The organism is Pseudomonas sp. SJZ077 (assembly GCF_007993905.1).
In the GTDB taxonomy this organism is placed as follows: domain Bacteria; phylum Pseudomonadota; class Gammaproteobacteria; order Pseudomonadales; family Pseudomonadaceae; genus Aquipseudomonas; species Aquipseudomonas mandelii.
Genome location: NZ_VIUJ01000029.1, coordinates 24,895 through 51,631, shown reverse-complemented (window position 1 = coordinate 51,631; position 26,737 = coordinate 24,895). Strand labels below are relative to the sequence as shown.

The following is a 26,737-nucleotide window of genomic DNA, read 5'->3' as shown; positions in this document are numbered from 1 at the left end:
CGGCAGGGCTTGTGCTTCAGGCCCTTGCCGGACTGTTCCGGCGCCGCGCATAGTTATAATCTGGCATCAACCTACGAAGGGATTTCGCCGTGCGCTGGCTCAGGATTGCCATAGGTTTCACTGTCACGCTGCTGACCTTGCTCTGCATGCTCCCGGCCCAGGCCGCGCAAGGCAGTGGCTGGGCGGTATTGCTTGACGAACAGGGCGACCTGCAGCTGAGCGACATCCGTTCCGCGCGCTACACCAATCAATTCAGCCCCATCGAACTTGACCGCCTCACCGCGGCCGAGCCCGAAGGTGCATTGTGGCTGCGCTTCCGGCTCGCACCCGGCAAGCACGAGCAATTGCTGCGAGTGTTCGCCCCCGACCTGTCGCGCCTCAATCTGTACGTGCTCGACGGCGACACGCTGATCGATCAATTGAACACCGGCACCGGGCAGCCCCAGGCTGACCGTCCCCTGCCCAGCAGCGAATTCATGTTGCCGCTGCCACAAAGCGACAAACCCCTCGACGTCTACTTGCGGCTGGTGTCCGAACACCAGTTACGGCCGTACATCACCCTGCAATCGGCGATCATGACCGCGGCCAATCAGAACCAGATGCTGATTTACGGCCTTCTGTTCGGTTGCCTCGGGATGCTGATCCTGCACAGCCTCGTCCGCTACGCCTATACGCGCTCGCGCAGCAGTCTCTGGCTGGCCGCATGCGAAGCACTGTTGATGCTCAGCCTGCTGCTGTTGCTGAATCTGGCGAGGCCCTGGCTGCCAAACTGGCACGCGGTGCAGACACCCGGCGCCTACCTCGCCCTGCTGCTGACGGCGCCGTGCGGCCTGATGTTCGCCTATCGTTTCTTTGCGCCACTCGGCCCGCACCCGCTGAACAAGCTGCTGCTGGGTGACATTCTGTTCATCGTGATGTGCGGCTTGCTGCTGCTGTTCGTCAATACGCTGCCGCTGAACATCATGACCTACGCCCTGGTCGCCCTGGCAGGTCTTAGCATGTTGTTCGTCAGTGCCTATCACTGGCAAAAAGGTTATCGCCCGGCGCGCCTGTTCGTCGCGGCGATGGTCGTGTTCAACATTGGCACGCTGATCATGTTGCCGGCCCTGCTGGGGCTGACGCTCGTCGCGCCGCAGGGCTTGATCATGACGCTGCTGGGGTTTATCTGCATCAGCGGCGTGCTGATGAGCATTGCGTTGAGCGAACGTCAGCGCAGCATCACCGAAGATCGTTTCAGCGTCAGTCGCGACCTGGCGGCCAGCAATGCCGAGATCAACGCCAAGGCCGAGTTCCTGGCGAAGATCAGCCACGAAATCCGTACCCCGATGAACGGCGTACTGGGCATGACTGAATTGCTGCTGGGCACACCGTTGTCGGTCAAGCAGCGTGACTATGTGCAGACGATCCACAGCGCCGGCAACGAACTGCTGACCCTGATCAACGAGATACTCGACATCTCCAAGCTCGAGTCCGGGCAGATAGAACTGGACGACGTTCAATTCGATCTCAATGCCTTGATCGAAGACTGCCTGAGCATCTTCCGCGCCAAGGCCGAACAGCAGAACGTCGAGCTGATCAGTTTCATCCAGCCGCAAGTGCCACGCGTCATCAGCGGCGACCCGACGCGTCTGCGCCAGACCTTGCTGAGCCTGCTGGAAAACGCCCTGAAGAAAACCGACGAGGGCGAGATCCTGATCGTCGTCGCGCTTGACGAACGCAGCGCCCAACCGCGCCTGCGCATCGCCGTGCAAGACAGCGGCGTGCCGATGGAGGCCGAAGAACGCGACGCACTGATGCACGCCGAGCTGCACAGCAAACATTTCCTCTCGGCAACCAGCCTGGGCGGCAACCTGGGGCTAGTGATTGCCCGTCAGTTGATCCGCCTTATGCAGGGCGAATTCGGCATCAAGATTGGCGCCAACCAAGGCAGCACGTTGTGGCTGACCCTGCCGCTGGACCCTGATCGTCTCGAGCACCCGACCTCCGACCTCGACGGGCCGCTGCAAGGTGCGCGTGTGCTGGTGGTGGACGATAACGACACGTGCCGCAAAGTGCTGGTGCAGCAATGCAGCGCCTGGGGCCTGAACGTCAGTGCCGTGCCGTCCGGTAAAGAGGCACTGGCATTGCTGCGCACCAAAGCTCACCTGCGCGATTATTTCGACGTGGTCCTGCTCGACCAGAACATGCCCGGCATGACCGGCATGCAACTGGCGGCCAAGATCAAGGAAGACCCGAGCCTGAACCACGACATTCTGCTGATCATGCTCACTGGCATCAGCAACGCGCCGAGCAAGATCATCGCGCGCAACTCCGGGATCAAACGCATCCTCGCCAAACCGGTGGCCGGCTACACCCTCAAGACCACGCTGGCGGATGAACTGAACCAGCGCAACAAGGGCCCGACCGTCTCGCCGTACCAGCCCTCCGGTCCGACGCTTCCGGTCAAGGTTCCGAGTGATTTCCGCATTCTGGTGGCTGAAGACAACAACATCTCGACCAAGGTGATTCGCGGCATGCTCGGCAAGCTCAACCTGCAACCTGACACCGCCAGCAATGGCGAAGAAGCCTTGCAGGCAATGAAAGCCCAGCGCTATGACCTGGTCCTGATGGACTGTGAAATGCCGATCCTCGATGGCTTCTCTGCCACCCAGCAGTTACGTGCCTGGGAAGTCGGCAACCAGCGGATTCGCACCCCGGTTGTGGCGTTGACCGCGCACATCCTCGCCGAGCACAAAGAGCGCGCGCGCCAGGCCGGCATGGACGGGCACATGGCCAAACCGGTCGAGCTGTCGCAACTGCGCGATCTGATCGAGCATTGGGTTGCCCAGCGTGATCAGCAGAATCGCACGGCCTCAACGCTCCAGGCAGGCGTGTAGGGCAATCAACGCCGGCATGACTCAATCTGCTGCGCAGCTCTCCATGGTCGAAGCATCATCGGTCAACGTCAACATCGCGACGTTGTCCTGATACCTGTCGCTGATCTTCAAGGCAATGGCGTCGCGCACGGGGCCGTAGAGGATTCCGGACAAGTCAGCACTGGCGTAGCGCATGCAAACGCTGCCTTGTACATCCTCGGCCAGATGTCGCTGGGCCAGCGGATTGGCACTGATGATCTGGCGGGTCTTAAGCTCGATGTACACACTTGTGAGCGATGTCGGCGTCTGCGCTATAACCACCAGCAAACGCACAGCCTTTGCGGGCGCAAGAACATCACCCGACTCGTCCGTGGATATTTTCTGCATGTGATCGCGCAGCAAACCCATTGCGGGCTCGTTGCCGGACAACCTTGCCAGCCGCTGCACTGTTGCCGCCGTAGCGCCTCCTTTATCCACAGCACCTTGTGAAATCGCTGCAATGACCCAGTCGCTGACAGGCTCGACACTGTCCTGAGTAATCAGCCATTCCTGTCGCGCTCTTGTACGTCGCAGCCAGTAGTCATCCAGAAATTCCACATAAGCGTTGTACCAGTCGACATCCGGGGCTTTTTCAATCTTCTTATTGGCAATCAATTGCGCCAGCAACACGGAATCGACCAGATCCTTATAGTGCGCCGCCCCATCCGCAGCCGGAATAATCACGACACAAGCGCCAACGATCAACACAGAATATTCGCAACTCATATCAACTCCCTCGACAATAAAAAAGGCAGCCGACAACCGGCTGCCGATTTAGATCAGTTAGATATCAATGTCTACGATCTGGTCTTTATGTGGGACAAGTTTGCTCTTGATGGACTCACGGACTGCATCAGCGACCAATGTATTTTTGGCAAATACCGTTTCGCCGCGATACAGGTTCACATTTCGGATATCCACATCCGTAAACATTACTTGGGTGGAGCTGTTCTTGCGAAGAAAACGCACTGCACCCACAGCCATGATTGCCTCACCCTCGACTTCGACACACGCACCTGCCGAGATTCCCCCGACGCCATTTTCCAGCAGATTTCGTTCATAAACAGTCAGGGCAGCCGTGTCACGCTTTTGCAGGGCCGCGATCGCATCACCCGCCACCTTGAGCATCAACGCAGTCGTCGAACCAGGCAATGCAACGCCGGCAACCACCGCACCGAGAATCTCCAGCACCAGTTTGTCCATGCGGACGCTGGTGCCGCTGACGTGCAGATCGCTGTAGTACTTGCTGACAGGCGTCCAGCCTGCGAGGGTCATGACTTCCCGGAACCGCAAGTACCACTCTTTGCCCTGATGTTCTTCAGGGTATAGTTTGTTCGCTGCACGGGATGCAAAGAGAAAGGCGTTTTGAGCGTCCGACTTGTTTTCAGCACTGAGCTTGCCAGAAAAGCCCAACGTGCCTTCACCCACAACGGAGCCTTTCGACGGTGCTTCGATCTCGTCGCCCACAACCATAAGACCACGAGGGCGGATAATGATCTGCTCGTCGATATCACACGCTTCAATCGCTTCAATACAGGCAGCAACATAACTTTCACGAATAGCTTGATTATACACAATGAATTCCTTATAAAAATACCAGACAAGTTCCTCATGAACTTGCGATAAAACAATAACCAAATAAACGAACAACAACAAACTAAAACCTGTAACACCATATCCATTCACTAAACATAAGTTACAACAACACCCAAGCAACTAACAAAAGCACCCAGCCGGAAAATTAACTGACGCGCCTGTCACAACTCACACCCACAAGCAATTAACTGACTGATAGACTCCTCGTCATCCTCACTCCTGATGCGAGCCGAAACCATGCTCCACGTGTTATTCAGCGTTTACCTGAAGATGCTGGTGCTCTACAGCCCGTTCTTCGTGTTGTCCTGCTTCATCAGCCTGACCCGCGGTTATTCACGCAAGGAACAACGTCGACTGGCCTGGAAAGTGGCCACCGCCACGCTGGTGTCCAGCGTCCTGCTGTACTTGTTCGGACGGGTGATTTTCAGTGTCTTCGGCATCACTGTAGACGCGTTCCGCATCGGCGCCGGCAGCGTGCTGTTTATCTCGGCACTGGGCATGGCCCAAGGCAAGTCGGCGGTGCAGACCGACAATGTGCAGCAGGACGTGACGATCGTCCCGCTGACGATTCCATTGACGGTCGGCCCCGGCACCATCGGTGCCTTGTTGGTTATGGGCGTGAGCCAGCCACATTGGGACGACAAACTCACGGCCATTCTCAGCATTGCCCTGGCCAGCTTTACGGTTGGCGTGGTCCTTTATTTGTCCAGCCGCATCGAACGGATTCTCGGTGACCAGGGCTTGCAGATTGTCAGCCGGCTGATGGGATTGTTTGTGTGCGCGCTGGCGGCACAGATTATCTTCACGGGCGTAAAAGGTTACCTGGTGCCCTGATCAGCCAGGGAGCGCAACGTTGTGAATTGACAACGTTGCGAGACTTTCGGAACCCGGATCTCCACCCTCGGTTTTTTAGACCGAGCTCAACTTCTCGACGAGCACTTTTAACTCAAGGCTGCTTTCCCCAAGATCGAACACCGTTTGCCACAGTTCATGGACGCTGACCTCAAGCGTATTGCCAAGAACTTGCACACTCAGGTTCAGCGACTGAGCCAATGCCCACTCCTCAGATTGTGCCGAACGAAAAACCAGGCTGCTGCCGTTGTCGGGGTCGGTGAGCAGCAGATGGTTGTCTGCCCGATCGACACGCCAGTCATCCTGCGCTCCGGTCGCCAGAATCAGCCGCGAGGGTATTGCGTCAATGTCCGGCCAGTCAGTGCAATCGACCACGATGCAATCGAGGTGCTGCCAGGCGGTCTCCGACACGTGGTAAATCGACCCCGTTTCAGCGCCTCCCAGAATCAATGAACTGACACCGTCGGGCACCAGAGCCAGAAGGTCTTTTACCTCTCCCGCGATCTCCAGCGTCATGACATCACCCTCTCGACTGGCCTTGTTCGCCGCCACCCACACAACCTCTTTTGTGTTGCGGTTGAAGATCACGCCGTCCACCGGATCAAACAACAGCGGAACACTCCCTTGTTTCGTCCCGAGGAAGTTTGCCCACTGCCCATCCGCTCTGCCGTTAACCTCAAAGACACGATTGAGTTCGGGTACGTAATACGCGTAACGGTTGGTCGAGTGGCCAATCGGCAAAAAAGGCGCATGAGCCTGACCGGACACTAAATCGTTCAGGCGTTTTGTCAGCGCTTCAGGCGACTCCCTGTAACGATAAGACCAGGCGTTCTCGACACTGATGATGCGGGCCGGCTCACCTTCAATCAGTTCGAAATTGACCCCGTCCCGAGTGCGGCCCCGCAAACCGGTGCCGTAAGGCAGCACTTCAGAAAATGCCCAGGTTCCCCAGACCTTTTCTGGTCGTGGCAGCGCGTCGGCATTGATCAGCCGCCTGCCACTGCCGAACGCGCGGCTCAGCTGCTCAGGCTCGATAAACGCCTGACGATAAAGGTGGCCGCTGCTCAGGCCAAGTAACCAGGCGTGCTTGCCATCACGAGTGACGGACAACAGACGGCAACCTTTTTCAGCCATCAGGTCGGTTACCAACAGCTTATTGTTCAGGTAGCGCGCGTAGACAGGCACCTGGCCGGTGACGTCCGATAATCCGGAAAGCGAAATCAGCGAAACCGCATGCTCCTTGCCAAGGGCCTCCAGATCGCTCATCCACAATGGATGGGCATCCAGCCAATCCCCCGTCACGCCGCTAAGGAAAAAGCTCGCGTCCTGACGAACGTCAAACATCAGCCCGGACTCATTGACAACCAGGTACCCGCCGTCGCTGACCATGAGCTTGACGCTGCCTGGCAATGGCACCCGTTGTGCCTCATCGCCGGTAAAGGGTTGGTGATAGAGGTTTTGACTGTGTGCGTCGTGAAACAGGAACGCTGCAGCATCAGGATCATTCGGTGGCAGCAAGCTTATCTGGGGCAGCGCCGAGGCGGTTTCGCTGACAAGCAAGTGCGGGGTCAGGAGCTGGTGGCTCTGCCCGTTGATCCATCTCGGCAGCGACGGCTTGTCGAGGTCGCCGGACGTTACCGTCACAAAGGACGCAGGTCTCCAGGACGTTTGCCGTTCGGCGTAGGTGCCTTCAGCAACAACCGCAATTTCAACCTGCTGTAACAGGGCAATGACGTCCTTCAAGGTATCGAAATAGTCAGGTGGTTCGCTCGATACCGAAACCAACGAGATTTCCTCGCCGTGAATCAGATAAATCACCACGTAACGCTGGGTCTTGTTCAGGCGTACCCGCTGAGTGACTTGAACAACGCCAGCGCCCCGGTCAAGGCAGCCAATGATCTGCGCCTCTTCACTTCCACGATTGAAAACGCTGTAGCTCCAGGTGGTCAAACCCGTGACGGCATTGACGCGCCATATCAGGGGTTGATCCGGGTGATAGAAGTAAGCGTGATCGTCTTGCACTGCCGCCAGTTGAAGTTTCTCGCTGACCGGACCCAGGAATTGACGGCCATAAACGAACCGTTCCTTTGCCACTTCGTACCAACCGGCGGTGTATTGCGGTTTTTCTGGATTGCCAAAAGGCAGCAGAAACTTACCCGCAGGAATTAAGGCAGTGCCCATGCGCTGCTGCCGGTGAAGCACCTTCAAACGGTCAAGCTCCGCCTGCGAGTAATGTCCGTCGGCCGCTTGAAGTGACGCCAGGTACAGTTGCCGATGTTCGCGGTCAACACGGTAGGTTTCGAGGTTCTTTGTTCGAACATATACGTCGATGTCGGCCTCAATGCTCAGCTCGATACCGTCGATGTTCAACCCCGCCGCGCCGACACTGATGTGTTGTGGCGTGATCCAGTCGGCGATCAACACCCAGCTCACGCTTCCGTCACCGGGAAGTGCGCTGAGATGGACCGACACGAGTCCTGGTTTAAGTGCGAGGGAGTAAGCCCCCCTCAGCGTGTCGATGCGGTAAGAAACCCTGCCCCGCATCTCTCGCGGTAATTCAGGAACGTACAGTGCCCGGGTTTCATTTCCAACGCGCACGGTAATGGTCGTGGGCTCATAGACAGGGTTGAGTTTGTACAGGATGTGCGGGAAAGGTCTGGCGTGGGTGAAGAAAAAACCTTCCTCCCTGGCTTCAAGTTCACGCAACACGTCATATTGCGGATACATCTTACGAGGCAGGACGCTCGAGCCGCCGACAACGTTCAGGAGCAGGTTGCTCCACTCAAAGACCTGCGGATCGGAACCCAGTTGATACTCGTAACCGTAATAACACTTTGGAGTACCCGGAAGCAGCAAGGCCGATTCTGCCGGCACAGCGTTAAATCGACCATGAACACGCGGGCCAGGAATCGCGACCTGTTTTGGCAGCCCCATGCTTTCTCGAACGACAATAGCGTTCTGTTTGTTCCCATCGGGCCGTGGGAGCCCCGAGCCACCCAGCGAGCGAAAGAGCCCCTGGCTGCCGAACACGATGACCCCTTCGCGAAGATCAAGCGTGTCCACCACCGACTCGGGCATGATCGATACGACCCCTTGCTTGACCGAGAAAGCCTGCGGGCTGTACGCCGTTTTGAACCGGGTAAACAATTCGGCAACTTTCTCTGCCTTGTCCATGATTTGCCCGAGATTGCCGGCAATCGCCGTGACGCCGATTCCGATGCCAAGCAATGGTACCGACAGAAAACCTGCGACCGCACCCGCCGTCCCGCCGACTACCAGCGCAACGCCGTCGAGCACAAGCGCACTGACATCGAACAGCAGTTGAGTGCCGAAACGCGCTTGCTGCTCGTGGTTTTCGGCGTTGTAGAACTCGTAAATATCAAAACCGATATTGACCACGCCCAATGCCTGCCCCAACCCCGGGCCAGCGATTCGCGCCAGGAGTCGCCCGCCCGCCGAAGCGGTCCTGACCGCTATCGCTCGCTCGGCGTTCACCAGCTGTCGAACCAGGTTCGCCATTTGCAGCGTGTCGAGGCCGATACCGTGGACTAACTGTGCATGGCCCAGGTAGCCATGAAGGCGAACGGCGACGGCCAGGTTCGATTCTGTTCCAGGCTGCGCCAGTTGATCGCGGTTTCGAAGTTCGGTGATCAACGCCTGGAAACCAAACGCAAAACTCAGCCGGCTACCCTCGGAAACATCCGTTGGATCAACAGGTTTATGTCCATCGTTGCTGCCGGCCAGGTACTCGATACTCGTGTCCAGGAACGACTTGATTCGCCCGAGAAACGGTTCGTTGGTTTTCACCACGCGGATCTGTTGCGTTTTGATGTCCATGAACGACAGTGCGTAACCGTCATCCGGTTGAGCCTGCAGGGTTGCGAACACGGGGACGTACTCGCTCCCGAGTCCGTTCGCCGATCTCACCCGGTTTGTCACCTGATCGATTTTGCTCGCCCAGACGCTGGCATCCCGTTCGGAAAGACCCCGTCCCAATCGCGCATTTTCAGACAGCGCGCGTGAGCGTAATTGGGCGTGATGGGACCAGGGTGCGATGCTTTTTCCTGAGCTCAAGGATTCATTGCCCAACAGCTTCGACACTGGCAGTTCCGAGGGTAAGTGCTTGCTGGCGAGGCGATCGCCGTCCAGCTCGATCACATTGAAGGACGAGCGATCCGTCGACTCGATCGCATACTGCCTGGCCAGGTCGGACGTGTTGAACAGGGCCTTCATCCCAAGCTTGAGGTGGTCTATCCGATCGAAACCAAAGACACCAAAATTGGGGTCGTAGAAAGACCAGCTACTGTGTTCGGCCGTCCCGGTCCTGGCCACCATCATTGAATGGTTTTCGGTATTGAGCATCAACGTGCAAGGTGCAGGTTTAGCCGCCAACACCTCAAAGATGCCATCGAAACTCAACGGGCCGAGCTTGTCGCCAAAATCAGCCTGGGGTATGGCGCGCAATTCGTCGAGCGCCTGAAGAAATGCATGGGTATCACTTTCACCGGGCGAGAAATGCGCATTGGCCAGTCTGCCGCTCAGTGCCTGGACCGCATCGCGGCCCCGATGAGTCGCCGCCGCCATCAGCAGCGCCAGTGGATAACAGCGCCTGCCGGGATCGCCATCGCCCCTGACCAGCAACCCCTGAGGCATTAACTTGGCCATTGACGCGCCCGCCTCCAGGAGCGTTTTTCGCACCGAGGCACTGCGCTGGAGAATGTATCGGCGTAGCTCGTAGTCCGTCTGGTGCCTGATGCGAGCCACGCTCTCGCCCCACTGACGAAGCGTCAACGAATTCTCGAATGAAAGAATCTTGAGTACCTGGGCGCTCTCCGTGGAGGGGTCAACTGGCGTTTTGACGGCGGCAAACGCCGTTTCGAACTCGGGACTTTTGAGCGAAAGCAACACCTGCTCGATAGACATGTACCGCTCGGATATACCCCGGTCGGCCGTACTTTCCGCGAGCGCGCCGAGCTGCTGCCAGGCGTCGGCGAAACCGGTTTCGTCCAGCGTCGATGCGCCGAAAAGGCCACCGAGCACCACCCGATGTACCGGACTCAACTGATCGAGCGGCAGAGTCCCATGACCGATGCGAACGATCATTTCATTCAGATTGCCAATCGGATAGAAACCATGGGAAACCGGTAGCTCGGCTACAGGCTGGTTCAGAATCCTTTGCCGGTCATCAAAGTCCAGGGAAAAAGGTTTAGCGAAATTCAACTCACCGCTGAGCTTTTCGTTCATCGCACGGATGAAGGGTTCCCCTAACTCATCCATCCAGCGCTGCAGGATGGCGGTCAACAAAACCGGGCGCCCTTCCATGATCGGCCAGCCTTTTTCGAAGCTGATGGTGCTCCCTTTCAACAGCTCGGAAAAAGTCCCCTGATAGCGTGTTTGTAATTTGCCGTCGGCCCAGTTTGCTTGTTCTTTTTGCAGCCATTCTTGCGGTGTAGCGTTGATCGTCCAGCCAGAAACCTTCTCTTCTTCGGTGGCCACGTTGTAGCCATCCGACAATTTCAATCGGTCTCGTATTTCGTTTTTCCCATCAAACAGGAGATGCTTTTCCACATACTCCTCAAGCCCTGTAATCGCGGCCCCAGGCCCGGTCAAATCAATGGTCCCACGGGATTCATAACGAATACCGTCACTGTAGTAAGCGCCAATGGCGCTAACCAGCTTGCCTAAATACCCTCGGCGCGTTTTCGACAGTCCAGGCACCTCGGCAATCTTTTCATTCACCATCGCCACGAGAATATCTTGTACGGCTGCACTGTCGCTCCAGTCCACAGCCGTCGCGTTCAATCGAGACTCAAACTCTGACAGGAAGTCGTAGTTGAACCTGATCAACTCGATAATCGCCTGGGTCGAGCCAGCGCCGGCATGCGCGACGATATGAGAGTTCATTTCACTGTTGATCTGGATGGCCATGCGAATACCGTCCGTGGGCGTTTGACTATTGCCCGGCGCAGAAAATATGTCGGAGGGCCCCGGACGCTGCAGTGCAAACTCGTTTAATGCTGCCCTGTGCTGTTCAGGAATACTCATTGTGCGGTCAGGGTATCGACTGGGGTCGCGCCCAGGCATCAGCGATTCGTTGTTATTGAGCAGGAGTTGTAATACGCCAATTCGCGCACTTTCATCGAACGCCGTAATATCGACTCCGCCCAATACGTTTTTCAGTTGCGGCAAGTAATCCACGTCACTGTAACGACCGCCCTCCAGTGCTTCGACCTGCAGGCGAACCACATCGCTGGCCGCAGCAAAGTTGCCTCGCCCTGCCACTTCGCGCTCATAGACATCCCATAACGAGTGTTCTTTGAAGACCTCACGCACGTCGCGTAACCGCAGATGTTGATCAACCATGGCCAAGTGGCTGTCCAGGCATTTTTGTCTGAACGCAATGAGGGTGGCCTCGTCCTTGCCATAGGCGCGAACCATCAGATCAATACGCGCTTCATCCGCCTTTCCGGCCCAGCGTTCCTGCCTGAGGTGAGCCGACATTTGCATTTTCAGCACCCGGGCTCGATGTTCGATCATCCGGGCCAGCTCCACAGGCGTGGCGATTGTGGCTCCCCCTGACTCCATGGCATGCGCCCTGGCACTTTCCAGGATCACTCGATTCATCTCGAAGGCCAGTACTGCATCACTGTCGTACCAGAGGTTGAACGTATGGCCTTCCTTGACCATGACCGCCTTCCATATATTGATGTAGTCTCGCTGAATAGCGCCAACCGCGCTCCCGCCGACCCAAACGAAGTGCATTATTTTCGGCACTTCGGGCGCAACCGGATTCAACATTCGCACGGTCTGGACCAACCGGTTTGTATAGTTTTCAAGCCGCGCAGAGAGGTCGGCCAACGCGGCGGAAATCGGTCCGGCGCGCTGGCCAATCAGTGAGTCGAGCGTCTCTTTGAGCAATAACAATGGCGCCATCTGGTCAGCCCATGGCTGATCTTTTGCGCACGCTGAGTAATAGCCAACCAGCGCTTCATATTCCGGCGCGGCGCGAAACTCGTTCGAGAGTGCTTGAATATCATCGAGTCTGAAATACTGAAGAAACGACTTACCCGCCGTGTTTGATCCCTGATATTGATTCATCACATCCATGCCCTTATAACAAACTTGAAATACACGTAGCCCACAGCGTCGCGCACACGCCATCCGTCGATGTTTGCGAACCTGAACTGATATTTAAAACCAGCGCCGAAAGCACTGGCATTGCTAATACGCCAACCACTGAAACAGCAGGCAAAACACTGTCCAAGCTGCCCACCCAAAAAATACTATGCGATAAAAATAACAACCTCAATCCAACAACAGCGCAATTAATTAATTACACTTAAGCCGGACAAACAAGTGTAACTTTTATCTTTGTCGGAAACGGTTACTAACACACTGCGCACAGCCGCGAATCAAACGGCCTGCGTCGGTTGTATCAGAACATGAAACGCGGATATTGAATTGTCTGAGGCACTCGCACGCACTTTCCGGGTGAGCCCAGTTAAAGTACGGCGGGCATCAAGGAATCTTTCGGTCGATGCGCGGTGAAAAATCTTACGCACTGGAAGGGGGGCGGAACTGCGGCCAGCACCGCTGGCCGCCAAGACTTACCCGGCTGGCTTGTCGCCGTACCAACGAGGCGTATACACCCACTGGCCACCCTCGGTACGCGGGAACACGCAGGTGGTGGAAGAGCCGACCAGCACCATGGTGCGCATGTCGACCTGATCGGGGGTCAAATCACCCAGCGTGGTGACACGCAATGTCTGGCCTGGACGACCAATGTCCCGCCCCAACACCACCGGCGTTTCAGCGGTGCGGTGCTGCGCGACAATCTCCAGTGCCCGACCCAGTTGCCAAGGACGCGACCGCGAGATCGGGTTGTAGAACGCCAGCGCCAGGTCGGCCTGAGACGCCAGGTCCAGCCGCTTCTCGATGATTGCCCAAGGCTTGAGGTTGTCCGACAGGGACATCACGCAGAAGTCGTGCCCCAATGGCGCGCCGGCCTGGGCGGCCGTTGCCAGGGACGCGGAGACGCCTGGAAGAATCTCCAGATCGACGTTGTGCCAACCCGGCTCACTCGACTCGTGCAGCGCTTCGAGCACGGCGGCCGCCATGGCGAATACGCCCGGATCTCCCGACGAAACCACCACCACCGACCGCCCTTGGGCCGCCAGTTCAAAGGCGTGGCGAGCGCGCTGCATTTCTTCGCGGTTGTCGGTGCAATGCAGCACTTGATCCTCGCGAAATGGCCCGGCCATGCGCACGTAGGTTTCATAACCCAGCACGTCATTGGCGCGCGCCAGTTCAGCCTTCACCGCCGGCACCATCAGTTCGGCGGCGCCAGGGCCCAGGCCGATCACGGCCAGACGACCGCGCGCACGCCCGATCTGTGCAACCTCCAGTGGCTGACTGGCCACCGCGATCGCGATGCCCGTATCCGCCGCCACGACGGTAGCGTTCGGCGCGGTGTCGCGGGCCAGCTCGCTGACGCCGCCGCTGACCGAGGCAAACCGCAGCGGCACACCCAGCTCAAGCGCCGCGTCGCGTAACGCAGGGTTGGCCATGTGCAGATCGCTGGCCAGCAGGCACGCCAGCGATTGCACAGCGATGTTTGCCTGATGCAGCGCCCCGCGAATCGCGTTCGGAAGATCCGCCACCTCGGCGTTCACCGCCACCAGCACACTGCGCGGGTAGATCAGCAATTCATTGGCCGCCGGCGTGCGCTCGGCACTGCCGACATGAATCGACAACGGCGCCTGCGGATCTTCCGGCAGCTGCGCTTGCGCCAGCCACGGCGCGGTGCCTTCGATGCGCACACTTTGGCCGGCGAGCAGATCCGAGACAAAACGTTTGCCCAGTTCCAGATCGCCGAGGGCGTAGCCGCTGGGTGGATTGAGCAGGCAGGTGCCGAAGCGCAGTTCACCGCTGGTGGTGATCGCCGCCGCCACCTCAAGACCGGCAGCAATCTCCCGCGCCATGACGTTCACGCCACCGAGGCCACCCAGCAGCGGCACCACGGCACTGCCGTCTTCGGCCACGGCCAGCACGGGCGGCTCGGCGCCCTTCTCCAGCAGTAACGGCGCCAGGGTGCGGATCACAATCCCGGCCGCGCACAAGGCAATGATCGGCGTGTCCTGCTGATAGAACTCGCGCACGGTCGCGCCAAACTCGTGATAGACACGGTCCGCGCCTTCAACCCGTCCGGCCAGGCCATGAATCAGGGCGCCGGGGTAGACCTGCTGGATCTTGCGTGCGGTCGCGAGGCTGCCATTGCCAAGAATGACAATCGCCGGAACTGGACGGGCCATCAACCTTGCCACCGTTCGCCGGGAACGATGATCAACGAGAAGTACGGCGAGGACATCGGCTCGACCTGATCCAGCGGCACGATCTTCTGATTGGCCATGGTCGCGCGCTCGACGTACAGCGCCCGCTCCGCCAGCCCCAGCTCTTCGAGCACCTGACGGACCTTGGGAAAGTTGCGTCCCAGCTTCATGATCACCGCCGCATCGGCATCGGCCAGACGACGCTTGAGGTCCTCGTGCGGCAATACGCCCGAGAGCACCGACAGGCTCTGATTGCGATACACCAACGGCGCGCCCAGCACCGAAGCGCCGCCGAGCATGGAGCACACACCCGGCACCACTTCGGCTTCGTACCGTTCGGCCAGACGATCGTGCAAGTACATGTAGGAGCCGTAAAAGAACGGATCGCCTTCGCAGATCACCGCCACGTCGCGACCGGCATCCAGATGCGCGGCGAGTTCTTCGCCCGCCGCATCGTAGAAATCGCTGATCACTTGCTCATAAGACAGCGGCGCCGGCAACGCTTCAGTGGTCACCGGATACACCAGCGGCAGCAGCGTTTGTGCGTCCTGCAAATGCGCTTCGATGATGCCGAAGGCGTTGCCCTTTTTACCCTTGGCGACGAAGTACGCCACCACGGGCGATTCGCGCAGCAAGCGCAGGGCTTTGACGGTAATCAGCTCCGGGTCACCGGGGCCGACGCCCAGGCCGATCAAGCGTCCAGGCTGCTGCATCATTCGATCTCCGTGGCGAGGGCATTGACGGCGGCGGCGGCCATGGCGCTGCCGCCCAGCCGGCCTTGCATGATGACAAACGGCACGCCGCGACTGTCGGCCGCCAGCGCTGCCTTGGATTCGGCAGCGCCGACGAAGCCGACCGGAAAGCCGAGGATCAGCGCCGGCTTGGGGGCGCCGGCATCGAGCATTTCCAACAGATAGAACAGCGCGGTCGGGGCGTTGCCGATCACCACCACGCTGCCTTCCAGATGCGGACGCCACAGCTCCAGGGCGGCGGCGGACCGGGTGTTGCCCAACTCACGGGCCAGTTCCGGAACGCTTTCATCGCGCAGGGTGCAAATTACTTCGTTGTTGGCCGGCAACCGCGTGCGGGTCACGCCTTCGCTGACCATCCGTGCGTCGCACAGGATCGGCGCACCGGCGGCGAGCGCCTCACGCCCGGCCTTGCCCGCGCCTTGCGAAAATTGCAGGCCGTCGATGGCGTCGACCATGCCGCAGGCGTGGATCACCCGCACCGCGAGTTTTTCCAGATCGGCCGGGATTCGCTCGAGGTTGGCCTCGGCACGAATGATCGCGAAGGAGTTGCGATAGATCTCCTGACCGTCGCGGATGTAATCAAGCATCTAAGGGGCTCCGTGAGCGGGCGTCGAGCAAGGCCGCGACCGCTTCAATAGTAAGATTGCGTGCGTGCAGCGCGCCGAAACCCGGCTGCGCTGCATCGCGAAAATAGAGGTCGTAATGACCGGAAGAAACCGCCAGCAACGTGACCGGCGCGATGTGCGCCGCCGCGCAGGAACGCGGGCAGCCGGACAGGTGCACGTTCAGCGCCTGGCCGTGACGTTGCAACAGCGCCGCCAGTTGCCGGGCATCGCCCTTGGTGTCAGCCAGGCCTTTGCCGCAGCCGGTCGAGCCGGTGCAGGCGATGAGATGCGCCAGGGCATCGTCGGCCGAGCAGCGCAGGCCGAGGTGTTCAAGGTTGTGGATAACGTGAGGCGCCTTGCTGCCATGGACGCCGGGCACCAAGAGGCTTTGCCAGGGCGTGAAACGCAGCGTGCCGTCGCCCTGTTCGCGGGCCAGTTGTGCAGCGCCTCGGAGCATCGCTGGGTTGAGGCGGCCCAGCGGCGGCACTGCGCCGATGTAGACACGACCGGCATCACGCTGTGGATGAGCGCCGATATGCAACGCATCTGGCTTTGCCTCGCGCCGCCACGCCTCGATGGGCATCAACGGCACTCGCTCGGCGAGACGCGCGAGAAACACGTCGAGCGAACATTCGGCGAGCAGGTGTCGCATGCGGGTCTGCTCGGGGCGCGCCAGCTCCAGAAACAGCTCCAGCACCGCAACTACCAGCGCATGCCCCTGCTCCAGCGACACCGCGCCTGCGGGCAGGTCGACAAGGCAACCCGCCAGGCCGAACACAAACACTCGCTCACCGTCGCGCTCAGCAGCGGACAACCAAAGATCATGCGAGTGTTCGAGCATTGCCAGCCCTTCGCCGCCATCCAGTTGCACCGCAAACTTGGCGCTGAGGTCGTGAAAGCGTTCATCGCTTTGCAGCGTGGCGAGGATCTGTTCAGCCAGCGGGCGCGTATCGATCAGCATCTGCCGATCAATGCCGGCGCCGGGGCTGAGCATCAGATTGCGCACGTCATCGCCCGCCGCGCTGGTCGGGCCGAGTCCGGCCGCCATCAGGCTGTCGATCAAGGCAGCGTGCTCACTGCCGATCCCGCGAATCTGCAGGTTGGCGCGGTTGGTTGCCTCGATCACTCCGCCGGCGAAATGCTCGGCCGCATTCGCCACCGCTTCGGCCTGAGCCGCGCTGATCGAACCGCCATTCAACTTGATCCGGCAGATGCCGCCGTCCAGTGCCTGGACGATACGCAACAACCCCGGACAGGCCGAGGGGCGTAAAGCGGTGGACATCGGGCGTTCGTTCAAGGGATGGACCGGCTGGCTGGCAGCGCCGTGGTGGGCGAAAGGTCGCCATTATGCCTGCTTTGCCCGAGCGCATGAAAATGCCTGCCGGTCGGAATTCGTGTTTCAGGTCATCCGAAAGCGTAATGACTCCCCCGTCCCTTGGGCGGTTTACAGCTCATAGTCCTCAAAGTTGAATTTAATGCCTGCCAGCGCCTCTTCCACGCTGGATCGACGAGCGTCCATCACCCTCCGTGAGATCACTACCTTTCGAGCCAGGACATCCAGCTGATTCATGACTTGCGATATATCCCAAAAAAGGTATTCGGTATTCATGCTTGACTTGATGAACCTGATATTACTGACCACTAACTCCATATCCCCATTTGCGTTGTAGCTAATCGGCATTATCTTAAAGTCGAAGGCCTTTCCACTTACCCCCTTGACCTTCTTTAACAGTTCAACGTCTTTTTCCAGTGCAGCAAGTCCCAGATTCACCCCTTCCACCTGGTCACGGCTGAGAATAGGAGAAGCCAGCTTCGACCAGACCTGCCGCACACTTCCATAAAACTGCGTTTGAACATGCTCAATCGGCGGATGATCACGATTCCAGCCATGCGACCACAGTACATCGGCGTAATAATCGATCCAGCGTCCGGGCCGGATTGCGCTGTTGTAAGTATTGTCCGCTTGCCGCTGTGCCAGATAAGTACAATTCAATGCGAAACGATAATCCTCGCGCGACTGTCCTTGAACACCGGTCAGCAAGATATCCCCCACCAGGGCTGCATTATGTTTCATATCATCCGTTATCACAGTCATATCCATATCCATTAACGCCATAAAGGCGACTATCCATCCAACTTGAAAAGTAGTTATTCGAAAACAAATCAAGCATGCCTTACAGCAAATTTTAAACTTGACCCAAAAACAAAAATAACAAAACCAACCCAACACCCAACAAGTTTTCAACCACATAAGTTTTCAAAAAAACGCCGCCTGCTCCGGCAATGGAGCAGCGCCAGATAACAGAAGCCGCGTTATCATGCCGCCCTTGAACATGAACCCTGGATTAAGGAACGGCATGGCACCCTGGCTAACGGTTGTGGGAATCGGTGAAGACGGCTTCAAGGGCCTGGGCAAGAATGCCCGTCGCGCCCTGTTGGGCGCCTCGCGAATCTTCGGCGGCCAGCGGCAACTGGATTTGTTGCCAGCGTGCATCCGTGGCGAGCGGCAGTTGTGGCCCAGTCCGTTTTCCCTTGACCCCGTTCTGGCGCTGCGTGGCGAACCGGTCTGCGTGCTGGCCAGCGGTGATCCGATGTTCTTCGGCGTCGGCGCCAGCCTGGCCCGGCAAGTGCCTGACGCTGAAATGCTGATCCTGCCCGCGCCCTCCTCCTGCTCACTCGCGGCGGCGCGAATGGGCTGGCCATTGCAGGAGGTGGTGACGCTTTCGGTGGTAGCCCGGCCCCTCGCCGCACTGAACGCGCAGTTGTTCAGCGGCGTGCGTTTGCTGGTGCTGAGCAACGATGGCCAAAGCCCGGCCGCCGTTGCGGCATTGTTGCGTGAACGCGGTTTCGGTCCGAGCCGTCTCAGCGTGCTGGAACATTTGGGCGGCGCAAACGAACGGCGCATCGATGGGGTGGCCAATGACTGGAACGATCCAGCGGTCGCCGATCTGAACCTGATCGCCATCGAATGCATCGCCGCGCCGGACACCCCGCGGCTCTCACGACTGGCCGGCCTGCCAGACTCGGCCTTCCAGCACGACGGTCAACTGACCAAACGCGACGTCCGCGCGATCACCCTTGCGCGCCTGGCCCCGGTACCCGGCGAACTGCTGTGGGATGTCGGCGCCGGCAGCGGCTCGATCGGCATCGAATGGATGCGCGCCCACCCCAGTTGCCGCACGCTGGCCATCGAAGCCGATGAAGGTCGGCAGCTGTTGATCGAACACAATCGAGATGCCCTTGGCGTGCCCGGTCTGCAATTGATTCGCGGCAGTGCGCCGCAGGCCCTGGCCGGGCTCGAACTCCCGGATGCGATTTTTATCGGTGGCGGGGTCACCCGTGAAGGTGTGCTCGACACCTGCTGGGCGCAACTCAAACCCGGCGGCCGATTGATCGCCAACGCCGTCACGTTGCAAAGCGAAGTCACCCTGATGACCTGGCGCGAACGCCACGGCGGCGAGCTGACCCGCATTCACGTTGCCCAGGCCCAGCCGCTGGGGGAGTTCGACACCTGGCGTCAGGCGCTGCCGATTACCTTGCTGGACGTGACGAAGCCCCTCGATGCGTGACGAAACCGCCGAACAACCCGCCCCGCTGCGCAGCGGCCTGACCACGGGCAGTTGCGCCACCGCGACCAGTCTGGCAGCGGCCCGTTTGTTATTGGGCGGGATGAGCGCTGACGCCGTGGAGATCGTGCTGCCCAAGGGCAAGCAGGTGCGGATGCGCCTGGAATTCTGCCGCCTGATCGACGACGGCGCCGAAGCCGGGACGATCAAGGATGCCGGGGATGACCCCGACGTGACCCATGGCGCGTTGCTGTATTCCCAGGTGCGACTGCGCGACGAGCCGGGTATCCGTTTCAGCGCCGGGCGTGGCGTCGGCACAGTCACCCGGCCGGGGCTGGTGCTGGGCGTCGGCGAGCCCGCGATCAACCCGGTGCCGCGCAAAATGATCACCGAGCACCTGACGTTGTTGGCCGAAGAACTCGGCTATAGCGGCGGTTTCGAGGTCACGGTCAGCGTCGAGGACGGCGAGGCGCTGGCCTTGAAAACCATGAACCCACGACTGGGCATTCTGGGCGGGTTGTCGATCCTCGGCACCAGCGGCATCGTCCGGCCGTTTTCCTGTGCGGCTTACATCGCCTCGATCCACCAAGGTATCGATGTGGCCAAAACCAACGGTTACCTGCACATCGCCGCCTGTACCGGCAACGCCAGCGAGGACACCATGCGCCGCGTCTACGACCTGCCGGAAATCGCCCTGATCGAAATGGGCGACTTCGTCGGCGCCGTGCTCAAACACTTGCGCAAAGTGCCGGTGGATAAACTCAGCCTGTGCGGCGGCTTCGGCAAGATCAGCAAACTGGCGGCCGGGCACATGGATTTGCACAGCCGGCATTCCAGCATCGACCTGCCGCAACTGGCCGAATGGGCCGCCACAATGGGCGCCGACAAGGCGCTGCAGCAAGGCATTCGCGACGCCAATACCAGCCAGCAAGCCTTGGCGATGGCCAGCGCGGCGGGCATCGCCCTTGGAGATACGGTGTGTCAGCACGCGTTGGACTTCGCCCGCAGCGTGGTGCCGGCGCAGGTTCAGGTTGAAGTCTTTGCCATCGATCGCCAGGGCGGAATTGTCGGCCATGCAGGTGCTTTTCAATGAAGCGTATTTTGCTGCTGGGCGGCGTGACCGAAGCCTTGGCCATCGCCCGCACGCTGGGGCCGGAACACATCTATAGCCTGGCCGGTGTCGGTCGCGTGCCGACGGACCTGACCTGCCAGGTGCGCGTTGGCGGCTACGGCGGTGCCGAAGGCCTGGCGCAGTTCATTCGCGATGAAGGGATCGATCTGCTGCTGGACGCGACCCACCCCTACGCTGCACAAATCAGCCACAACGCCAAGGCCGCCGCGCAGCTGAGCGGCATTGCATGCTGGGCGTTACGCCGTCCTGCCTGGCAGCCACAGGCCGGGGATGACTGGCGCGACGTCAGCGATTGGGCCGAACTGATCGAAGCCCTGAAACCCTTCCGCCGACCGCTGTTCACCCTCGGCCGCGAACCGTTGCAGCACCTGCACGAAATTCCGCCGGAGCAATTCTGGACCTTGCGCGCACTGGACGCTTACCCGGGCAACGAACGCTGCGAAGTCATCGGCGCGCGCGGGCCGTTTCTGATCGAGGATGAACGGGAGCTGTTTGAACGTCGGCAGATTGATGTGCTGATCAGCAAGAACAGCGGCAGCACCGCGACCGAACCGAAACTGGAAGTGGCGCGGGAGCGTGGGGTGCCGGTGATTGTGTTGCAGCGGCCGGTGTTGCCGGGGGTGGATCGGGAGTTTGGATCGGTGAGTGAGTTGTTTGCTGCACTGGCGGAATGCAATCTGCCGGACGCCTAAGTAATTGTGGCGAGGGAGCTTGCTCCCTCGCCACAAGGTTGTATGCCGACCGCAATTCATCCGGCATTTCGAATCATAGCCGCTACACTCTTTTGAACGTGCACTGCGACACCACACCGCACGCCGCTTTTTTACTTATCGGCCCTGATCAGGCTAAATAGCCGCGACTGATCGCCCACCCAACGGATTTTGTCCCATGTCCCGACAACGGCTAGCAATTGCCTGGATCGCCTGCTTCGCAGTGCTGTTCAACATGCTCGCCATGCCGATGACCGGAGCCATGGCGCAGTCGGCGAAATCACCCGCCGAGCAATTGTTGTGGGGCAGTTTCTGTACGTCCAGCGGCACGAAGATGGTGGCGATTTCCCTGGGCGACCTTGAGCAGAAAGCCCCGCAGAACGACGACCATTCCAACATGCAACATTGCTGGTGCTGTTCAGGTTCCGCGCCGTTGGTGGCGTTGCCGGGGCATGCGCCACAACTGTATTTCGCTCGTTTCGAAGCCAATCGAAGCGTGCCTGCCACCGCTCTCGACACCCCCACCCCGCGCCAGCAATGGCCGAGCCTCAACCCGCGCGCGTCCCCTCTGGTGTGATTCCTTCTCGCAATTGAACTGCGTCTTGAATCGCTCTGGAGAACTGCCATGTTGAACAAACTCATCGTTCTGGCTGCGTTGCTGCTGCCTGCCTGCTTTGCCAATGCCCACGAATACAAGGTCGGCGAACTGCAGATCGCTCACCCGTGGTCCCAGGAGTTGCCGCCCAACGCGCCAACCGTAGCGGCCTATTTTGTTATTCAGAACACCGGAAAAGCCGCCGACCGCCTGCTCAGCGTCGACTCGCCGATTGCCGGTGAAGCGCAGTTGCATGAGCACATCATGCAAAACGACCTGATGAAAATGCAGCAAGTGCCGAGCGTCGAGATTCCTGCCGGTGGCAACGTCACGTTTGCGCCAATGGCCTATCACGTGATGCTGGTGAATCTGAAAGACCGCAGCCTGCTGAGCGACGGCAAGCGTTTCCCGCTGACCCTGCACTTCGAAAAATCAGGTGACGTGACGGTCGAAGTCGCGGTACAGAAGAAGCCACCAGAAGTCATGCAGATGCACACCCACGCCCAGTAAATCACTGAACTGAACACACCCATGCGCCCGCTTAGCGCCAGGTCATCCGCACACCGTCGTCAGTCGTCAAGCCTGACGCACGGCAGCTGGATCAGCCTGTTCGCCATGCTGATGATCTTTATCGGCCCGCTGATTTCTCAGTCGATGCCGATGGATCAACGCGCCTCGTCGATGTCGATGAGCATGTCGATGGACATGAGCATGGACATGTCGGCCATGGAGCACGCCAACCACGGCGCGCAACCCGCCGCCGAGCACTGCCCGCCCAAAGCCTCGCACCACGCGCTCTGGGAAAAATGCGGCTATTGCAGCCTGCTGTTCAATTGCCCGGCGCTGACCGGCGGCCAGACCTTCGTCGCGTTCGACACACCAACAGCCACCACCTTCACCACTCCCTCCCCTCGCCTGGGCCATGCCCGGCACACCGTCTTCCCCGGCGCCCGAACCCGCGCCCCACCCATCGTCGCGTAAACACGCACCTCTGATTTCACACGGTTTTGCAGACAGCCACAGGCTGTCCGCCGTGTCGTTTACGACTGCTCGATGGAAATTGTCATGTCCAGGTTTGCTGCTGACACACGCTTGAGCCCTGCCCAAGCTTCTTTTGCCCCGAACGAATCGAGTATTCGTTTCAGGCACGCCACCGCCGTCCTTTGCAGCGCATTGCTGACATCCACGGTGCTGGCCAACGAACACGCGGGCCACGGTGAAGAACTGAGCCCGACGGTGATCACCGCCATTGCCCCGAGTTCGCCGCTGACCATCGTCACCAACCCCAAGGACCCGCGCCAACCCGTTCCGGCCAGCGACGGTGGCGACTACCTGAAAACCATCCCCGGCTTCGCCCTGGTACGCAACGGCGGCACCAACGGTGATCCGGTGCTGCGCGGCATGTTCGGTTCGCGACTGAACATCCTCACCAACGGCGGCCAATTGCTCGGCGCCTGCCCCGGCCGGATGGACGCGCCCACCTCCTACATCTCGCCGGAAACCTACGACAAACTCACCGTCATCAAAGGTCCGCAAACCGTACTGTGGGGACCGGGCGCATCGGCGGGCACGATCTTGTTCGAGCGTGAACCGGAAAGCTTCGGCGAACTCGGTACCCGCGTGAACGCCAGCGTATTGGCCGGCTCCAACGGCCGTTTTGACAAAGTGGTGGACGCCGCTGCCGGCGGGCCGCTGGGTTACGTGCGCGTGATCGGCAACACCGCGCACGCCGACGACTACAAGGACGGCAACAACGACACCGTGCCGTCGCGCTACGACAAGTGGAACGGCGATGTGGCGCTCGGCTGGACGCCGGACGCCGACACGCTGCTGGAGCTGACCGCCGGCAAGGGCGATGGTGAAGCGCGTTACGCCGGGCGCGGCATGGACGGCTCGCAGTTCAAGCGTGAAAGCCTGGGCCTGCGGTTCGAAAAATCGAACATCGGCGAGGTGCTGGACAAGGTCGAAGCGCAGATCTACTACAACTACGCCGACCACGTGATGGACAACTACACGCTGCGCACGCCATCGGGCACCGGGATGATGGCCGGCCCAATGGCTTCCAACGTCGACCGCCGCACCCTCGGCGCGCGGATCAAGGCGACTTGGCGCTGGGCCGATGTGCAGTTGATCAGCGGCATCGATGCGCAGACCAACGAGCATCGCCAACGCGGCAGCATGGGCGTCGACACCTACAAGGACCTGCCCTATACCAAGGACGCCGACTTCCATAACTACGGCGTGTTCAGCGAACTGACCTGGTACGCCGCCGACCGTGACCGGTTGATTACTGGTGCACGCCTGGACCGTGCATCGGCCAAGGATTACCGGCAGACCACCGGTTCCGGGATGATGACCCGCCCCAACCCGACCGCCGACGAAACCCGCGCCGACACATTGCCAAGCGGCTTCCTGCGCTACGAGCATGACCTCGCCGACAGCCCGACCACCCTCTACGCCGGCCTCGGTCACACCCAGCGTTTCCCCGATTACTGGGAACTGTTTTCGCCCAAGTCCGGCCCCGCCGGATCGGTGAATGCCTTCGATTCGATCAAGCCTGAAAAAACCACCCAGCTCGATTTCGGCCTGCAATACAAGACCGAAGACCTCGAAGCCTGGGCCTCGGGTTATGTCGGCCAGGTGCGCGATTACATCTTGTTCAACTACACCCCGACCATGATGGGCACCACCTCCCAGGCGCAGAACATCGACGCGCGAATCATGGGCGGCGAACTCGGCGCGGCCTACCAGCTGACCAGCAACTGGAAGGCCGACGCGACCCTGGCCTACGCCTGGGGCAAGAACAGCAGCGATGGCAACGCATTGCCGCAAATGCCGCCGCTGGACGCGCGTTTCGGCCTGACCTACAGCGAAGACAACTGGAGTGCCGGTGCCCTGTGGCGAGTGGTCGCGGCGCAAAACCGCATCGACCAGAACAAGGGCAACGTGGTCGGCAAGGACTTCGACAAGACCTCCGGTTTTGGCGTGTTCTCGCTCAATGGCGCCTACCGTATCAACAAAAACTGGAAGGTCAGCAGTGGCGTCGACAACCTGTTCGGCAAGGCTTACGCCGAGCATTTGAACCTGGCCGGCAACGCCGGTTTTGGCTACCCGGCCAATGACCCGCAGGCCATCAAAGAACCGGGGCGAACGCTCTGGACCAAGGTGGACATGAGCTTCTAAGAGTATCGCGGGCAAGCCCGCTCCCACATGGACAGTGGAGAACCTGTGGGAGCGAGCCTGCTCGCGATCGGTTGCGCAGCAACCGCAAAACAAACAACTAAAAGAACCATGCCAAAGCGGAGCACACGTGATGAAACAGCCCAAAGTAAATTTCTACAACCTGGCCTGGCGCTGGCATTTCTATGCCGGTCTGTTCGTCGCGCCATTCATGGTGATGCTGGCCTTGACCGGCGTCATCTACCTGTTCAAGCCGCAACTCGATCCGATGATGTACGGCAGCCTGATGAACGTACCGGCCGGGCATCACAGCGTCCCGGCCGATGACCTGCTCAAACGGGTGAAACAGGCGTACCCACACGCCACGATCAAACAGTACCTGCCGCCGGTCAACGCCGAGCGCAGCGCTCAGTTTGTCGTGATCAATGGCGGTAGCGAACTCAACGTATTCGTCGATCCCTATCAGGGCGACATCCTTGGCGAGCAAGACGCCAAGAAGAATCTGCAAGCGGTGGCGCGAGCGATTCATGGTGAATTGATGATCGGCACCGTCGGTGATCGATTGGTCGAACTGGCTGCTGGCTGGGGCGTGGTGCTGGTGGTTTCCGGCGTGTTCCTGTGGTGGCCGCGTGGCCAGGCGGCCGGTATTTTGTGGCCGCGCCTGACCAGTCGCGGTCGGGTGCTGTGGCGTGATTTGCATGCTGTGACCGGGTTCTGGGGCGCATCGTTGCTGCTGGTGATGCTGCTCAGCGGCATGACCTGGACCGGGTTCTGGGGCCAGAAATATGCGCAGGTGTGGAACGTGTTTCCGGCGGCAATGTGGGACAACGTGCCCAAATCCGATGTCGAGGCCCGCAGCCTCAACACCGCCACTCGCCAGACCGTGCCATGGGCGATGGAAAACACGCCGATGCCGATGTCCGGCGACCACGCCGAACACATGGCCCACGATGGCGCCAAAGCCGGCCCCGCCGCACCGACCATCAGCCTGCAGGACGTGCAGAACATCGCCGTGCAACGCAAGGTCGAGCCGGGTTACAGCATCACCTTCCCGACCACCGACACCGGCGTGTTCACCATCGCCGTGTTCGCGGACGACCCGCGCAATGACGCCACTTTGCATGTCGACCAGTACACCGGCGATGTCCTCGCCGACGTGCGCTACGAGCAATACGGGACCGTCGCCCGCGCCACGGAAATCGGCGTGATGTTGCACGAAGGCAAGATGTTTGGCGTGTTCAACCAGATCGTCGTGCTGCTGATCTGCCTGATGATTTTGCTCAGCGCGGTCAGCGGCGTGGTGATCTGGTGGAAACGTCGTCCACAAGGCAAGTTCGGTGTTCCACCGCTGCGCCACGACCTGCCGAGATGGAAAACCGCGATGGTCATCATGTTCGCTCTGGCCGTGGCGTTTCCGTTGGTGGGGGCTTCGCTGGTGGTGGTGTGGGTACTGGATCGCGTGCTGTTTTCGCGATTCACCCGGCAAACTGAATCGGCCTCACCTTCTTCATGAAGCAGGCGAGATG

The 26,737-nt window shown here is 59.8% G+C and carries 18 protein-coding genes; 10 read left to right on the top strand and 8 right to left on the bottom strand.

The features are described 5' to 3' along the window. The first annotated feature begins 89 nt into the window (after positions 1-89). Positions 90-2,876: a hybrid sensor histidine kinase/response regulator gene (locus tag FBY01_RS29215; RefSeq protein ID WP_145310649.1), complete on the top strand. Its 2,787-nt coding sequence runs from the start codon at positions 90-92 to the stop codon at positions 2,874-2,876. A 21-nt stretch (positions 2,877-2,897) separates the two neighbouring features. On the opposite strand, the gene FBY01_RS29210 is transcribed toward FBY01_RS29215, so the two are convergent. Further along, the gene (locus tag FBY01_RS29210; protein WP_145310652.1) at positions 2,898-3,620 is read right to left on the bottom strand and encodes a hypothetical protein; all 723 of its coding nucleotides are present in this window, start codon (positions 3,618-3,620) and stop codon (positions 2,898-2,900) included. 57 nt (positions 3,621-3,677) lie between these two features. Beyond that, on the bottom strand, positions 3,678-4,469 hold the full coding sequence (locus tag FBY01_RS29205; protein WP_145310682.1) for a hypothetical protein: 792 nt from the start codon (positions 4,467-4,469) through the stop codon (positions 3,678-3,680). Between the two features lie 258 nt (positions 4,470-4,727). Between FBY01_RS29205 and FBY01_RS29200 the strand changes: the two genes are divergently transcribed. Continuing rightward, the gene (locus FBY01_RS29200) at positions 4,728-5,324 is read left to right on the top strand and encodes a MarC family protein (protein WP_010463905.1); all 597 of its coding nucleotides are present in this window, start codon (positions 4,728-4,730) and stop codon (positions 5,322-5,324) included. Between the two features lie 75 nt (positions 5,325-5,399). On the opposite strand, the gene FBY01_RS29195 is transcribed toward FBY01_RS29200, so the two are convergent. The 6 genes from FBY01_RS29195 to FBY01_RS29170 form a co-directional block, all read right to left on the bottom strand. Beyond that, a complete protein-coding gene (locus FBY01_RS29195; RefSeq protein WP_178113317.1) occupies positions 5,400-12,440 on the bottom strand; it encodes a TcdA/TcdB pore-forming domain-containing protein in 7,041 nt (2,346 codons plus the stop codon). 509 nt (positions 12,441-12,949) lie between these two features. Next, the gene (gene cobJ / locus FBY01_RS29190; RefSeq protein ID WP_145310658.1) at positions 12,950-14,653 is read right to left on the bottom strand and encodes a precorrin-3B C(17)-methyltransferase; all 1,704 of its coding nucleotides are present in this window, start codon (positions 14,651-14,653) and stop codon (positions 12,950-12,952) included. Further along, positions 14,653-15,384 carry a precorrin-2 C(20)-methyltransferase gene (locus tag FBY01_RS29185; protein WP_010463910.1) on the bottom strand — a complete coding sequence of 244 codons (732 nt, stop codon included), beginning with the start codon at positions 15,382-15,384 and terminating at the stop codon, positions 14,653-14,655. The genes cobJ and FBY01_RS29185 overlap by 1 nt, the downstream gene beginning before the upstream one ends. Further along, positions 15,384-16,010 carry a precorrin-8X methylmutase gene (locus FBY01_RS29180; protein ID WP_010463912.1) on the bottom strand — a complete coding sequence of 209 codons (627 nt, stop codon included), beginning with the start codon at positions 16,008-16,010 and terminating at the stop codon, positions 15,384-15,386. The genes FBY01_RS29185 and FBY01_RS29180 overlap by 1 nt, the downstream gene beginning before the upstream one ends. Next, positions 16,003-17,310 carry a precorrin-3B synthase gene (gene cobG, locus FBY01_RS29175; protein ID WP_145310661.1) on the bottom strand — a complete coding sequence of 436 codons (1,308 nt, stop codon included), beginning with the start codon at positions 17,308-17,310 and terminating at the stop codon, positions 16,003-16,005. Before cobG ends, FBY01_RS29180 begins: the two co-directional genes overlap by 8 nt. Before the next feature lie 162 nt (positions 17,311-17,472). Beyond that, complete coding sequence (locus FBY01_RS29170) at positions 17,473-18,144, bottom strand: hypothetical protein (protein WP_010463916.1); 672 nt, start codon at positions 18,142-18,144, stop codon at positions 17,473-17,475. Positions 18,145-18,385: 241 nt separating this feature from the next. Between FBY01_RS29170 and FBY01_RS29165 the strand changes: the two genes are divergently transcribed. From FBY01_RS29165 to FBY01_RS29130, 8 genes are all read left to right on the top strand, one after another. Next, positions 18,386-19,597 carry a bifunctional cobalt-precorrin-7 (C(5))-methyltransferase/cobalt-precorrin-6B (C(15))-methyltransferase gene (locus FBY01_RS29165; RefSeq protein ID WP_010463917.1) on the top strand — a complete coding sequence of 404 codons (1,212 nt, stop codon included), beginning with the start codon at positions 18,386-18,388 and terminating at the stop codon, positions 19,595-19,597. Further along, the gene (locus FBY01_RS29160) at positions 19,590-20,687 is read left to right on the top strand and encodes a cobalt-precorrin-5B (C(1))-methyltransferase (protein WP_145310664.1); all 1,098 of its coding nucleotides are present in this window, start codon (positions 19,590-19,592) and stop codon (positions 20,685-20,687) included. The genes FBY01_RS29165 and FBY01_RS29160 overlap by 8 nt, the downstream gene beginning before the upstream one ends. Further along, complete coding sequence (locus tag FBY01_RS29155; RefSeq protein WP_145310666.1) at positions 20,684-21,418, top strand: cobalt-precorrin-6A reductase; 735 nt, start codon at positions 20,684-20,686, stop codon at positions 21,416-21,418. The genes FBY01_RS29160 and FBY01_RS29155 overlap by 4 nt, the downstream gene beginning before the upstream one ends. A gap of 196 nt (positions 21,419-21,614) precedes the next feature. Further along, positions 21,615-22,013 (top strand): DUF2946 domain-containing protein, encoded by a 399-nt coding sequence (locus FBY01_RS29150; protein WP_010463920.1) that lies wholly within the window; start codon positions 21,615-21,617, stop codon positions 22,011-22,013. A 48-nt stretch (positions 22,014-22,061) separates the two neighbouring features. Beyond that, positions 22,062-22,541, top strand: coding sequence for a copper chaperone PCu(A)C (locus FBY01_RS29145; protein ID WP_010463921.1), 480 nt, complete (start codon positions 22,062-22,064; stop codon positions 22,539-22,541). Positions 22,542-22,562: 21 nt separating this feature from the next. Further along, positions 22,563-23,012, top strand: coding sequence for a DUF2946 domain-containing protein (locus tag FBY01_RS29140; RefSeq protein WP_145310668.1), 450 nt, complete (start codon positions 22,563-22,565; stop codon positions 23,010-23,012). Positions 23,013-23,096: 84 nt separating this feature from the next. Next, positions 23,097-25,214 (top strand): TonB-dependent copper receptor, encoded by a 2,118-nt coding sequence (locus tag FBY01_RS29135; protein WP_083375153.1) that lies wholly within the window; start codon positions 23,097-23,099, stop codon positions 25,212-25,214. A 130-nt stretch (positions 25,215-25,344) separates the two neighbouring features. Continuing rightward, the gene (locus FBY01_RS29130; RefSeq protein ID WP_010463924.1) at positions 25,345-26,724 is read left to right on the top strand and encodes a PepSY domain-containing protein; all 1,380 of its coding nucleotides are present in this window, start codon (positions 25,345-25,347) and stop codon (positions 26,722-26,724) included. The last annotated feature ends 13 nt before the right edge of the window (positions 26,725-26,737 follow it).

Bases quoted from the DNA above. Each gene is read 5' to 3' on its own strand.
- FBY01_RS29210 (WP_145310652.1), bottom strand. From the start codon at position 3,620: ATGAGTTGCGAATATTCTGTGTTGATCGTTGGCGCTTGTGTCGTGATT.
- FBY01_RS29200 (WP_010463905.1), top strand. From the start codon at position 4,728: ATGCTCCACGTGTTATTCAGCGTTTACCTGAAGATGCTGGTGCTCTAC.
- FBY01_RS29195 (WP_178113317.1), bottom strand. From the start codon at position 12,440: ATGAATCAATATCAGGGATCAAACACGGCGGGTAAGTCGTTTCTTCAG.
- cobJ (WP_145310658.1), bottom strand. From the start codon at position 14,653: ATGGCCCGTCCAGTTCCGGCGATTGTCATTCTTGGCAATGGCAGCCTC.
- FBY01_RS29185 (WP_010463910.1), bottom strand. From the start codon at position 15,384: ATGCAGCAGCCTGGACGCTTGATCGGCCTGGGCGTCGGCCCCGGTGAC.
- FBY01_RS29180 (WP_010463912.1), bottom strand. From the start codon at position 16,010: ATGCTTGATTACATCCGCGACGGTCAGGAGATCTATCGCAACTCCTTC.
- cobG (WP_145310661.1), bottom strand. From the start codon at position 17,310: ATGTCCACCGCTTTACGCCCCTCGGCCTGTCCGGGGTTGTTGCGTATC.
- FBY01_RS29170 (WP_010463916.1), bottom strand. From the start codon at position 18,144: ATGGCGTTAATGGATATGGATATGACTGTGATAACGGATGATATGAAA.
- FBY01_RS29165 (WP_010463917.1), top strand. From the start codon at position 18,386: ATGGCACCCTGGCTAACGGTTGTGGGAATCGGTGAAGACGGCTTCAAG.
- FBY01_RS29160 (WP_145310664.1), top strand. From the start codon at position 19,590: ATGCGTGACGAAACCGCCGAACAACCCGCCCCGCTGCGCAGCGGCCTG.
- FBY01_RS29155 (WP_145310666.1), top strand. From the start codon at position 20,684: ATGAAGCGTATTTTGCTGCTGGGCGGCGTGACCGAAGCCTTGGCCATC.
- FBY01_RS29150 (WP_010463920.1), top strand. From the start codon at position 21,615: ATGTCCCGACAACGGCTAGCAATTGCCTGGATCGCCTGCTTCGCAGTG.
- FBY01_RS29145 (WP_010463921.1), top strand. From the start codon at position 22,062: ATGTTGAACAAACTCATCGTTCTGGCTGCGTTGCTGCTGCCTGCCTGC.
- FBY01_RS29140 (WP_145310668.1), top strand. From the start codon at position 22,563: ATGCGCCCGCTTAGCGCCAGGTCATCCGCACACCGTCGTCAGTCGTCA.
- FBY01_RS29135 (WP_083375153.1), top strand. From the start codon at position 23,097: ATGTCCAGGTTTGCTGCTGACACACGCTTGAGCCCTGCCCAAGCTTCT.
- FBY01_RS29130 (WP_010463924.1), top strand. From the start codon at position 25,345: ATGAAACAGCCCAAAGTAAATTTCTACAACCTGGCCTGGCGCTGGCAT.